This is a genomic window from Lentilactobacillus raoultii (assembly GCF_900411375.1).
Lineage (GTDB): Bacteria > Bacillota > Bacilli > Lactobacillales > Lactobacillaceae > Lentilactobacillus > Lentilactobacillus raoultii.
Map to the genome: position 1 here is coordinate 341,651 of NZ_LS422986.1, position 13,020 is coordinate 354,670.

Sequence of the window (13,020 nt, forward strand, 5' to 3'; positions counted from 1 at the left end):
AAATGAAGTGAACTAGTCTGTTTTACCGACGTCCAAAGCCTGATGTTTGAGACCCGGGAAAACGCGTCGATCAGCAATGCCGGTAATGCCGCCTTGGAAAAGAAAGGCGAAGATTGTGCCAATCCCAAAGTTGGTGAATTGCTTGGTGATCATAAATGCCACAATTGCCATGATGGTTGGTGGAATGTAGGAAGCCCACATCGCAACGTTGGCATTGCCTTTAAAGTACTTAAACCGCAAGATCTGCATGAGGTCGTCGGCTGGATGCAGCACCAAATTGACCCGCTGATAAATTGAAATGGCGGTTCCGATTAACGCGACCCCAAAGAAATTTAGCAAAATGTAGAAAATAATCATCCCAATAGAGTTTGCGGCTGGTAATCCTTTGAAGAAGGAGTACTTACCGATAAAGAAATCTTCAAAGATCTGAATCAGTGCAGAGAAGGGCACCATAAAGATCAGATTGCCAAGGGCGCGCCGCCAACTCCAATGGCCGACTAAAATGGCATTTAAAATGGTGGTGGCCACACCCAAAATCAGGAATGTCCAAAACAAATTCCAACCAAATGCGACACTTAAGTTGGCTTCAGCGGCAGTCCAATAGGCGGAACCCAAATAGGATGGGTGAATTTTGGCACTGGTAACCAAAGTCAGAACATTTCCAGCTGAGTTGATGACCAGTGAGATGATAAAGTAAAGGATTGACGTACTCATTGAGATGGTGCGACCATTTAAGACTTGAGAATCGTTCATATTGGCCTCCTCATTATTTGATACCATAACTAGTCACCTACTTTGACAACGGCCTTTGATGTTACTTTGGTCTTACCTTGAAGGACTCCTTCAACTTGGTCGAGGGATAATTCATTACTAATCAAGGATTCAACGTCCAACTTACCGCTTTGAAGCAGGGCAATTGAATCTTCAAATGAGTTAGGGTTGATAAAGGAGCCTTGAATGGTTAATTGTTTTTGGTAAACTTCGTAAGTGTTCATTTCGAAGTGGGCATCCGGTTTACCAACGCCAAACATCAAAACTTGAGCACCTTTACGAGTGGCTTCAACAGCTTGTTCCTGGGTTTGTGGTAAACCAACGGCTTCGATGACCACGTCATAGTTTGAAGGTAAAGTATCGCGAGTCGTGTTATAAGTGTTTTTAACGCCGAATTTTTCCTTGTTACGCTTTAACTTTTCGTCTGCAATCCCGGCAAGATCCACTTGGTGGACGCCATATGCCTGAAGAATTTGGGCAAACAATTGACCCATGAAGCCGTCACCAATTACCAAAGCGCGTTGATAAGGAGTGAGGCGAAGTAATTTAATACCGTGAACGGCACATGAAATTGGTTCAATGGTGGCAGCAGCTTTTAACGAAACGTCATCGGGAATTGGGTAAACAACGGTTGCTGGTGCTGTGAAGGATTGTTCCAAGCCACCATTTCTGGTAACGCCAACGGCTGACAGGTTTTCGCAAAGTTCAGGCCGATTGGTATGGCAATAGAAACATTGACCACAGTAAATGTTTGGATCCACTGTTACCCGATCGCCAACTTTGACGTTGGTCACGTCGGCACCGACTTCAGCGACAATTCCTGAATTTTCATGACCAAACACAATGGGTGGGACAGCATCGGCAGATCCTGGTAAGCCGTTGTATAAGGCGTGATCAGTGCCACAAATCCCAGCGTAGGCAGTGTTAATTCGAACTTCGTTAGGTTTTACTGTTGGGGTATCGATATCTTCAATTTCCATTTTTTTAATATCAGTAAAGACAAGTGCTTTCATAAATAGAATCTCCTTTAGAATATAAAGCGTTAACACAAACGTTTGTGTTTTTCAGTAAAAAAATTATTTGTTCAGTTCTTCCACAGCTAAAGCAAAGTCACCAACAGTGGCTGACCCGTTATTTTTAACCAGTGGCATGACGATATATTGATCAAGATTGCCAACATCAACGTAATTGTTTAGTAGGTCTTTAAATTGGGCCCGCACTTTTTTCAAGAACGGTTCGCTGACAACGCCGCCACCGAAAACAATTTTGGCGGGTCTAAAGAGCAACGTTTCTTGAATAGCGGCTTGAGCGACATAAAAGGCCATGATATCCCATACGTGATCGGTTAGCGGAATGTCTTGTCCCTTTTTGCCGGTTCGCGCTTCAAACGTCGGCCCACTAACCAATCCTTCCAGACAATCCCCGTGATATGGACAAATCCCTTTGAAATCCAAATCATCCGGATGACGTTTTAGCCGGACATGACCAACTTCCGGGTGACCAAGATCACCAATAAAGCGGCCGTTAACAATTTCTCCGGCACCGACCCCCGTTCCAATTGTAAAGTAAACGAGTGAGTCAATCTTTTGGTTAAATAACGTTGCCATGACATATTCACCATAGGCCGAGCCGTTTACGTCGGTTGTCCAAGCAATCGGCAAGTCAAATGCTTCTTTTAAGCGACCTACGAAATCGGTATTTGCCCAGCCTGGTTTAGGGGTGTTGGTAATATAGCCGTATTTCGGTGAGTTCTTCCGAAGCTCGATTGGTCCAAACGATGAAACCGCAATGGCTTGTAATTCCTTAAATTGTTTGAAGTAGTCAACGGTTTTCTGCAAAGTTTCTGCCGGCGTGGTTGTCTTAATATGGACGCTGTCAAGAATGCGGTAATCCTCATTGCCAACGGCGCACACAAATTTGGTTCCACCGGCTTCAATACTCCCAAGTAACATCAATTGTCACCACCTTTAATTAATCCTGTTCAATGATTTCCTTGTGAATCACGATTCAATATAACACATATTCGACAAATGTAAATGAAAATAGAGGCAATATAACTCAATATTTTTTTCAAGGAAAGTTATAAGGTATAGACCATCAGGCATTTTCGGGTGAAAAAAGTTGCTAAAACTTTTTTGTAAATTTTTTTCTGCCTGATAAATTAGATTCTCACAGGGGTGTTTAGTGTTTTTAGTTTATTTTGATTAGGGCTCTGAAAGCAATATGAAAAAATATTTCACAAACTTTATTAATCGTTATCATTGGTATTTTATCAATATGAAAGCGTTATTCACAATTAAATCGGGTGTGCAACCGGTTGCATTAAAATGAAAACGGTGTCATAATATCCTCGTAAAAGCAATTATTGAAAATTCTAGGAATGAAGATTTGGAGGAAAACATCATGGAGGAAAAAAGTGCAGAAGCAACAACTGTTAAATCCGGGTTGCCCAAGCTTCCCATTAGTACCATTTGGATGATCAATTTCGGCTTTTTGGGGGTTCAAATGGCCTTTACCCTGCAAAGTTCGCAGATGAGCCGAATTTTCCAGACGATTGGCGCTGATCCAAACAAACTGGGGTGGTTTTTCATTTTGCCACCGCTGGCTGGACTAATTGTGCAACCAATTATCGGTTACTATTCGGATCGGACCTGGGCGCCTAAGCTGGGTGGCCGGCGATTACCTTACCTGGCATTGGGCACGTTAATTGCCATTGTGGTGATGTGTCTTTTACCGAATTCGGGGAGTTTCGGTTTTGGATACGCTTCAATCACGGCACTGCTTTTTGGGGCCGTAACGGTCGCTCTGTTGGATGTGTCATCAAATATTGCCATGCAGCCATTTAAAATGATGGTCGGTGATATGGTCAACGATGATCAAAAGAGCTATGCGTATGGGATTCAAAGCTTCTTGTCAAACGGTGGTGCGGTAATTGCCGCGATCTTTCCGTTCTTATTCACAGCGTTTGGGATTGCCAACACGGCTAAAAAGGGCGTGGTTCCCCAGTCGGTTGTCATTTCGTTTTACGTGGGTGCGGCAATTCTTTTGCTGACTAGTTTGCTGACAATTTTTAAAGTTCATGAATATGATCCGGCAACCTATGCCAGGTATCACGGTATTTCCGAAGAAGCCAATACGACAGGTGGTAACTGGTTTGCGCTTTTGAAGAAAGCACCTAAAGTTTTCTGGACAGTGACGTTGGTTCAGTTCTTCTGCTGGGTGGCTTTCCAGTATCTGTGGACTTATTCAGCAGGGGCAATTGCCAATAACGTTTGGAACACTACCAACGCAGCTTCCAATGGCTATCAGGCCGCCGGTAACTGGTACGGTGTGTTAGCTGCCGTTCAGTCAATTGCCGCCGTTGTTTGGTCATACGTTTTGGCTAAAGTGCCGAATAACCATCACAAACTCGGCTATGCCCTGAGCTTAGGATTGGGTGCCGCTGGTTTCTTGTCGGTATTCTTTATTCATTCACAATATGCATTAATCGTTTCATTTGTCCTGGTTGGCATGGCTTGGGCGGCCATGAATACCTACCCGTTAACCATGATTACCAATGCGTTGTCCGGTGAACACATGGGGACGTATCTTGGACTATTTAACGGGTCAATCTGCTTGCCACAAATTGTGGCCTCACTTGCCAGTTTTGCACTATTTCCACTCTTAGGGAACGCTCAGGAGAATATGTTCCTGTTGGCCGGCATCATTATGGCGCTGGGTGCCCTGGCCGTTGGTTTGATTAAAGAAACGTATAAAGCTTAATTTAGAAAGGATTTCGAAAAAATGAAGAGAATTTTTGATATTAACCCCTGGCACATCGTCACTCATGACTTTAACCCCGAAAACAAGCGGCTTCAGGAATCGATGACCAGTTTAGGAAACGGTTATATGGGAATGCGCGGCTTTTTCGAAGAAGATTACAGTGGCGACACGCTTCCCGGTTTGTATCTGGGAGGTGTCTGGTATCCGGATAAGACCCGAGTAGGCTGGTGGAAGAATGGCTATCCCGAGTACTTTGGTAAGGTGGTCAATGCAGTTAATTTTATTAAGATGACCATTCAACTCAACGGTGAGACGATTGATTTGGCGAAGGATCAATTTAGCAATTTTAAGTTGGATCTTGACATGAAGCACGCGACGTTAACCCGGTCGTTTACAATTACCAAGGGGCAAGCTCAGGTTGCGGTCACCCTTGAGCGGTTTCTAAGCGTTGCCCAGCAGGAATTGTCAGTTCAGCGGCTGACTTTGAAGAACGTGGGGACCACTAAGGTGGCGGTGACCGTTGATTCCGCAATTGATGCCGATGTTAAAAACGAAGATGCCAACTACGATGAACGCTTCTGGGAAGTGGTTACCACAAACCAGAAACCAAATTCAGGAAGCGTAATTGCAAAAACAACGCCCAATCCATTTGGCACACCGCGGTTCACCTCTGGTATGGAGATGCGTCATGTTTCTGATTTAAAATCGGTAACCATCCAGCAACCAACTGAAAAAGAAGTTGCTAATCGGTTTGTGGGTGAGTTAAGCCCTGATCAAACTGCCCAACTGGAAAAACGAGTCATTGTGGTGACCTCGCGTGATTATTCAACAACTGAGGAACTAACGACCGCCATGCATCGATTAAGTGACCTAACGGCCGCAAAGACCTTTGATGACTTATTAAATGCTCATGCACGGGTCTGGGAAGCTCGTTGGAACAAGTCTGACATCGAGATCGATGGCGATACCGCAGCTCAACAAGGCATTCGCTTTAACATGTTTGAACTGTTTTCAACCTACTACGGTGAGGATGCCCGGTTAAACATTGGTCCAAAGGGCTTTACCGGTGAGAAGTACGGTGGTGCGACCTATTGGGATACCGAGGCGTTTGCGGTTCCCGTTTACCTTGGGATTACTGATCCAAAAGTGACCCGCAATCTCCTGATGTACCGTTATAAACAATTGGCGGGCGCTTATCATAATGCTAAGCAACAGGGTTTGAAGGGTGCACTATTTCCAATGGTGACTTTCGATGGGATCGAATGCCATAACGAGTGGGAAATTACCTTTGAAGAGATTCATCGAAATGGCGATATTGCCTTTGCCATCTATAATTATACCCGCTATACCGGTGATCGCTCCTATGTCTTAAATGAAGGGTCAAAGGTATTAACGGAAATTTCCAGGTTCTGGGCCGATCGGGTTCACTTTAGTCAACGTAAACAAAAATACATGATTCATGGCGTGACCGGGCCCGACGAATACGAGAATAACGTTGATAATAACTGGTACACCAATTTGTTGGCACAGTGGACGTTAAAATATACGTTGTCGGTTTTGAAGCAGGTTTCTCCTCAGCAAGCTGAAAAATTAGCGGTAACGGACGAAGAAAAGCAGCACTGGCAAGCAATCGTTGATCAAATGTACCTGCCTTATGATGAAAAACTCAATATCTTTGTGCAACATGACGGCTTCTTAGATAAGGATATTCAGCCGGTTTCAGCAATTCCTGCTGATCAATTGCCAATTAATCAGCACTGGTCCTGGGATAAAATTTTACGTTCCCCTTACATTAAGCAGGGAGATGTTTTACAAGGCATTTGGGACTTTATTGATAACTATACCCCCGCTCAAAAGAAAGCTAATTTTGACTTTTATGAACCACTTACCGTGCACGAATCCAGCTTGTCGGCAGCGATTCATTCGGTTCTGGCGGCTGATCTGCATTATGAGGACAAGGCCGTTGAGTTGTATGAACGGACAGCCCGCTTGGATTTGGATAACTATAACAACGATACCGATGATGGATTACACGTGACGGCGATGACTGGTGGTTGGCTGGCAGTCGTTCAAGGTTTTGCCGGTATGCGGGTTCGAAATGGTCAATTGCATTATGCCCCATTCTTACCGAAAAAGTGGCAGCGCTATTCATTCCGTCAGGTCTTTCGTGATCGATTGATTGAAGTAGCCGTTGACCAAAGCGGCGCTCACTTCAAACTAATTGATGGTGAACCGATTACCATTGAGGTTGGTGATAAGGCGGTTAAGCTGACAAAATAACGAGACTGGCTTATATTAACGGGAGAAGGGAGGAATTTGGCATGGCACTAACAATTGGCGTGATTGGCGCAACTGGCATGGCCGGTAGCACAATTACGAATGAGGCGCTTAAACAGGGGCTGACGGTTAAGGCATTTGTGAGAAACGGAAACAAGGCAAATGAGATGTTTGGCGATCGAGTAACGGTTAAAGCAACGGACGTCTTTGACATTCAAGTAGCCGATTTGGCCGGCTTAGACGTTGTAGTGGATGCTTTTTCGCCGGGGCATGATCCAAGCAAAGCTCACCAACACCTCGAATTAGCTGAACATTTAGTAGAATTAGCACGAGGACACGAGAAACCAAGATTATTCTTTATCCTTGGGGCTGCCAGCTTATCAATTGGCAACGGTAAACGATTAATTGATCAGTTGGAAGGCCTACCAAATAAAGAGAACTTTATTGCAACGCCACGGGCTCAATCGGAAGAGTATCAATTTCTAACAGGATTGAAAGATGTTAACTGGGTTGCCGTTTCACCAAGCGCCAACTTTGTACCGGGCGATTTGGCACCTTATGAATTAGGAACGGATCAGCTTTTGAGAAATGCTTCAGGAAAATCCGAAGTGACTTCTGGGACGATGGGTAAGGTGATTGTTGACGAAATTGTTACGCCATCGCATCATAATGAACGATTTACGGTGGTTAATAAATAAGCATTCAGCAATGAACTTGATTTTTTATAGATTACAGGTAATTAACGGAAAGTGGAAAAACATCACTTTCCTTTTTTTATATTTTATTTTATGCTAACATCACTAAGCTTTTTCTCATAATAAAAAATAAATATGAGAAATCATTATTAATCAATGTGGTAATGAGGAGTGGGATTAGAGTGGGGCACGTGTATCAAAAAAGAAATATACCAATTCTATTTAATCGACTGATTTCATTGACAGCTCAATATGGATACACAGTTGCTTTGAACATTATTCTTGCCAAAGTTTCAGTCAATGCGGTGTTATTTCTATGGTGTACCAAGGTGCTCGGCAGCCTGCTTTCTTTACCGGCAAATCACCAAGCGTCCCGGTTACAGAATAAGAAATGGCTACTAATTGGTTTGGAGTTAGCCAAAGCAGTTATTTTTATCGCGCTACCCCTGTTGATCCACCAAATGACACTCTTTTTGGGCGTCTTATTAATTGAAATGATGAGTGACGTTTTCAATGGTAATTTAATGGCGTTAATTCCCAAAGTGGTTGATAGACCAAACTTAACGCAATTCAATGCAGCCATTACATCAGTCGGATCAGTCGCTTATTTCTTGGGGCCGTTACTTGTTGGCTTGTTACAGAAGCAGCCGGCGACATTCTTGTTTGATAGCTATGGCGGTATTACGGTTATCGGTGCGTTGACTTTGTTGAGGCTGCCAGCCATTCGCTTCGAGGATCAAGCAAGCCGGCCATGTCAGTTTTCACTAATGAAACATTTTTTCAAAATGATTCGCCGCCTGCTTTCAGTAGATGGCCTGTTGGCTTTTTTGGTCATTTATCTGTTATTGGATAACATGGGGACGGGGATGGATTCTTTTGAGGTGCTCTTTGTAACGAAAGTCGTTGGGATCACCTCGGCACAGTATGCTTTTTCACTGTCGTTTTTAGCCGTTGCCTTTTTACTGACGTCTACCATTTTGGCAACAGTCAGGCTTCGAGTGAAAAATATCACCGGCTTTCAGGTTGGTGGGGTCATCTACATTACTTACGCGATTGGATTGGTCGCTAGCCGCAATTTTTGGATGGTTCTTTTTTCGTATGCATTGTTAGCCTTGGGTGCCGTTTTAATGGGAACCATGCTAGATAACTTAATTCAAATCGGCCTTAATGATCGTGATCGCTTACAGTTGTTGATGCTCGAGGGGGTCTTTTCAAATATTCTGGCAGCTGTTACGGTTTTTAGTTTAGGGCTTTTTCAAAATATCGGATTTGGTATTAAACCCGTTTATATTGGCTTGGTGAGTGTGACGATTATCGGCTACGTTGGTATCGAAATCGTTAGAATTTTCAATCGAAATCAATCTAAAGAGTCTTCTAAAAATTAACATATTTATTTTAGTTAAAGATGCTACGTGAATTTGTTTAAAATTCCCGTGGCTTTTTTCTTTTTGCAAAAAAATTGCCCTAAGGCTTTAACAAAAATAAAAATTAGAATACAATGAGACTATCAACTTTTTCAGTGAGGAATTCAAATGGTTAAGCCATAAAATGAGAATCGTCATCATTATCTTTTAGAGGGAAGGATTAAATGTGACTAACGGAAAGACACTATTAAACGTTAAAGATGTCAGTACCGCGTTTAAGATTGATGGGGCTTATTATGATGCGGTGTCTGATGTCAACTTAACGGTTCACAATGATGAAATATTGGCCATTGTAGGTGAATCAGGTTGCGGTAAAAGTACATTGGCAACAACTATCATGGGCCTTCATGATCCGGCAGAGACCAAGATTTCAGGTGAAATCGATTTTGAGGGAACCGATTTATTGAAACTTGACGAAACTGGTTACAACAAGTTACGAGGTGCCAAGATTGGCATGATTTTTCAAGATCCGTTATCGGCACTTAATCCGTTAAAACGAGTTGAAGACCAAATTCAAGAAGTCATGATTTATCACACGAAGATGACAGAAAAGCAACGTCATGCCAGAGTGATTGAACTGCTCAATGAAGTCGGGATTATCGATCCGGAACGAACAGCTCATCAATTTCCCCATCAACTTTCCGGCGGGATGCGGCAGCGAATTATTATTGCCATTGCCATTGCTTGCAAGCCGGACTTGATTATTGCCGATGAGCCAACTACTGCCCTGGATGTCACAATCCAAGCCCAAATTCTGGATGTTTTAAGAGATATTCAAAAGGAAAATCATGCCGGGATAATTTTGATTACCCACGATCTTGGTGTGGTGGCTGAAACGGCTGATCGGGTTGCTGTGATGTATGCCGGTCAGATTGTTGAACAAGGGACGGCTGAACAGATTTTTAATGATCCCAAACATCCTTACACCCGCTCTTTGTTACGGTCAATGCCCCAACGAAATGACGAGGGTGATGAACTTTACGTGATCTCGGGAATGGTGCCATCTTTGCAACGAATGCCTAAGCATGGTGATCGGTTTGCACCACGAATTCCATGGATTCCGGCTTCGGCTCACGAATCTAATCCAACCATGCACGATTTGGGGAATGGTCATCTTGTCCGATGTACGTGTTATCAGCACTTTTACTTTCCAGATCAAGTTGAAAAGAAGGGGGCACTTCAAGATGAGCTTAATGGAGATTAAAGATTTAAAGGTTCATTACCCGATTCGCGGCGGTTTTTGGAATCGGGTAGTCGACACCGTGAAGGCAGTTGACGGCGTAACGTTCAACCTTGAAGCGGGGGAAACTTACGGGTTGGTAGGTGAGTCCGGTTCAGGTAAATCAACCACTGCCAAAGCCATTATTGGTTTGGAAAAGGCCACTTCAGGAACCGTTACATATAAGGGAAAAGACGTGACTAAGGCTCAAAATCGGCGCGAACTGGATTATAACCATGATGTTCAAATGATTTTTCAGGACTCGTTGTCCAGCTTGAACCCACGGAAACGAATTGAAGATATCATTGCCGAGCCGCTTCGTAATTTTGAACATTTAAGTAAGAATAACGAGAAGTTGCGAGTCTTGCAGCTGTTAGACATTGTTGGGTTGGATCCAGATGCGCTTTATAAGTACCCTCACCAATTTTCCGGTGGGCAGCGACAACGAATCGGCGTTGCGAGAGCCGTTGCGACTCATCCGCGATTGATTATTGCCGATGAACCGGTTTCTGCACTGGATCTGTCTGTTCAGGCTCAAGTGCTTAATTTTATGAAGAAGATCCAACGCGAATTTGATATTTCGTACCTGTCTATTTCCCATGATTTGGGTGTTGTGCGTCATATGTGTAATCATATCGCCATCATGAATAAGGGGCGGATTGTTGAAATGGGCACTCGGGAAGATATCTATCAGCATCCGATGCACATTTATACGAAGCGGTTATTGGCGGCGATTCCCGAAACCAACGTTAATCATCGTGAAGAACATCGTCAGCACCGACTGCAAATTGAAAAAATTTATCAAGAGCAGCAACAAACCTACTACGATCAAGAGGGGATGGCTTTTCCACTGGTAAAAATATCGGCGACGCATTCGGTTGCCCTGCCACCTGAGCAAGCCACCCAGTATCAAAATCAAGCTAATCGTGAAGAGGTGAGCATCTAATGTGGAAAACAATTTTGCGTCGGCTCCTGATTATGATTCCTGAGCTGGTCATTTTAAGTGTGCTGGTGTTCTTACTGGCCAAAGCCATGCCGGGAGATCCATTCACCGGAACCATTAACCCCCGAGCCAGTCAAGCTCAAATTCATCATTTGATGGTGATTCACGGATTGTATGATCCTTGGTACCAACAGTATTGGAATTGGATTGTCCATTTGTTCCACGGTAATTTGGGGATGAGTTATGAATACCAGGAACCAGTTGTTGATCTAATTAAACAACGGGGGACGAATACGTTGTGGCTGGCATTGTTTACGATGGTTTTGACGTATGCGATCGGGCTACCTTTAGGAATTTATGCTGGTCGTCATGAAGGCAAACTTCAAGATACGTTGGTTCGTGTTTATACATACGTCACCATGTCAATTCCGTTCTTCGTTGTCTTGGTTATTGGCATTTGGATTTTTGGTTATGCGTTGAACTGGTTTCCAACAAGTGGCTCGGTTTCCTCTCAGGCCAGTGGACTTGGTGGCACGCTGATATCGCGACTGGGACACATTATTTTACCCGGGTTGTTGGGCGCGTTATTCGGGACGGTCAATATTGTTCAATATCTGCGTTCGGAGGTCATCGATGCCAAACATTCGGATTACGTTCGAACGGCGCGGGCTAAAGGCGTTCCAATGAAAGACATTTATCGTCATCATATTTTCCGGAACTCTCTGTTGCCGATCGCGGCCTTTGCCGGTTATTCGATTACCGGGTTATTAGGTGGATCCATTTTTACCGAAATGGTTTTCTCTTACCCCGGCATGGGACTGTTATTTTTAAACGCCATTAATTTCCGTGATTATACAGTTATTACCGCATTGGTGCTGTTATACGGCTTCTTGAATTTAATGGGGACCCTGCTTTCCGATATCGCCTTAAGTATCGTTGACCCACGAGTTCGGGTTGAATAGGAGGCGTGAACAGTGAAGAAAAGTATTGAAAATGCGACTGAAATTTCAGAAACAGATTTAGCACGATTAACCAAGGAAGCCAGTCAGGAGGCAACCCCATCCGCTGCTAAAATCATGTGGCGTGAATTTGTGGCTGATAAGCCGGCACTGGTGTCATTATTTATCTTGGTGGCCTTCATTTTGTTTGTGATCATTGCGTCAATGTTTATTGACGTTCCTAAAATGATGGAAACTAACATCATGGGTTACTATGCCAAACCATTTACACCTGAATATTGGCTGGGAGCCGATGCCGGTGGCCGTTCGATCGCTAAGGAATTGATTGTTGGTTCGCGAAATTCAATTTGTATTGCGATTGGCTTAACAGTAATTTCCTCAACGTTTGGCATTTGCTGGGGACTGGTTTCCGGTTATTTCGGCGGCATGGTCGATTTGGGAATGCAACGGGTATACGACTTTATGATGATTATTCCAATGCTGATGACGATCATTGTCATTGTGACGATTATTCCCCACTACAATGCGATTACCCTGACCCTAATTCTGTCAATTTTCTATTGGATGGGCACGTCGCGGTTGATTCGTTCGCGAACTTTATCGGAATCTCAAAAGGACTATGTTGCGGCTTCTAAAACGTCCGGGACCGGTAACTTTAAGATTATTTTTCGAGAAATCATGCCAAATATTTCGTCGCTGATTATCGTGGATACCACGTTATCATTTGCGGAAAATATCGGTGTTGAAACCGGGCTCTCATTTCTGGGCTTTGGCTTACCGATGGGCACACCGTCACTGGGGACGTTAATCGCCAATGCTAATGATCCCGAAAATATTACCGGTTACTGGTGGACTTGGTTGCCGGCAGCTATCGAGATTATCATTTTATGCCTGTCCATCAGTTACATTGGTCAAGTAATGCGGCGAACCACTAATGCTGCCCAGCGTCGGGGGTCGCAAAAGAAATAGT

11 protein-coding genes are annotated in these 13,020 nt (G+C 43.8%); 8 read left to right on the top strand and 3 right to left on the bottom strand.

Annotated features, from left to right (window positions below):
* Window positions 1-12: 12 nt before the first annotated feature.
* The 3 genes from ED605_RS07355 to scrK form a co-directional block, all read right to left on the bottom strand.
* A complete protein-coding gene (locus ED605_RS07355) occupies window positions 13-753 on the bottom strand; it encodes a DUF6198 family protein (RefSeq protein WP_225419079.1) in 741 nt (246 codons plus the stop codon).
* Window positions 754-782: 29 nt separating this feature from the next.
* On the bottom strand, window positions 783-1,784 hold the full coding sequence (locus tag ED605_RS07360; protein WP_121978240.1) for a zinc-dependent alcohol dehydrogenase family protein: 1,002 nt from the start codon (window positions 1,782-1,784) through the stop codon (window positions 783-785).
* Between the two features lie 63 nt (window positions 1,785-1,847).
* The gene (scrK, locus tag ED605_RS07365; RefSeq protein WP_121978241.1) at window positions 1,848-2,723 is read right to left on the bottom strand and encodes a fructokinase ScrK; all 876 of its coding nucleotides are present in this window, start codon (window positions 2,721-2,723) and stop codon (window positions 1,848-1,850) included.
* A gap of 451 nt (window positions 2,724-3,174) precedes the next feature.
* On the opposite strand from scrK, the gene ED605_RS07370 reads away from it, so the two are divergent.
* From ED605_RS07370 to ED605_RS07405, 8 genes are all read left to right on the top strand, one after another.
* Window positions 3,175-4,533 carry an SLC45 family MFS transporter gene (locus ED605_RS07370; protein ID WP_121978242.1) on the top strand — a complete coding sequence of 453 codons (1,359 nt, stop codon included), beginning with the start codon at window positions 3,175-3,177 and terminating at the stop codon, window positions 4,531-4,533.
* Between the two features lie 21 nt (window positions 4,534-4,554).
* Window positions 4,555-6,813, top strand: coding sequence for a glycoside hydrolase family 65 protein (locus ED605_RS07375; RefSeq protein WP_121978243.1), 2,259 nt, complete (start codon window positions 4,555-4,557; stop codon window positions 6,811-6,813).
* Between the two features lie 41 nt (window positions 6,814-6,854).
* On the top strand, window positions 6,855-7,508 hold the full coding sequence (locus ED605_RS07380) for an NAD(P)-dependent oxidoreductase (RefSeq protein ID WP_121978244.1): 654 nt from the start codon (window positions 6,855-6,857) through the stop codon (window positions 7,506-7,508).
* Between the two features lie 179 nt (window positions 7,509-7,687).
* A complete protein-coding gene (locus tag ED605_RS07385) occupies window positions 7,688-8,890 on the top strand; it encodes an MFS transporter (RefSeq protein WP_121978245.1) in 1,203 nt (400 codons plus the stop codon).
* A gap of 205 nt (window positions 8,891-9,095) precedes the next feature.
* Entirely contained in the window at window positions 9,096-10,133 is a 1,038-nt protein-coding gene (locus tag ED605_RS07390) for an ABC transporter ATP-binding protein (protein WP_121978246.1), read from the top strand.
* Entirely contained in the window at window positions 10,114-11,094 is a 981-nt protein-coding gene (locus tag ED605_RS07395; protein ID WP_121978247.1) for an ATP-binding cassette domain-containing protein, read from the top strand. The genes ED605_RS07390 and ED605_RS07395 overlap by 20 nt, the downstream gene beginning before the upstream one ends.
* Window positions 11,094-12,053 (top strand): ABC transporter permease, encoded by a 960-nt coding sequence (locus tag ED605_RS07400; RefSeq protein ID WP_121978248.1) that lies wholly within the window; start codon window positions 11,094-11,096, stop codon window positions 12,051-12,053. The genes ED605_RS07395 and ED605_RS07400 overlap by 1 nt, the downstream gene beginning before the upstream one ends.
* A gap of 12 nt (window positions 12,054-12,065) precedes the next feature.
* Entirely contained in the window at window positions 12,066-13,019 is a 954-nt protein-coding gene (locus ED605_RS07405) for an ABC transporter permease (RefSeq protein WP_121978249.1), read from the top strand.
* Window position 13,020 lies beyond the last annotated feature (1 nt).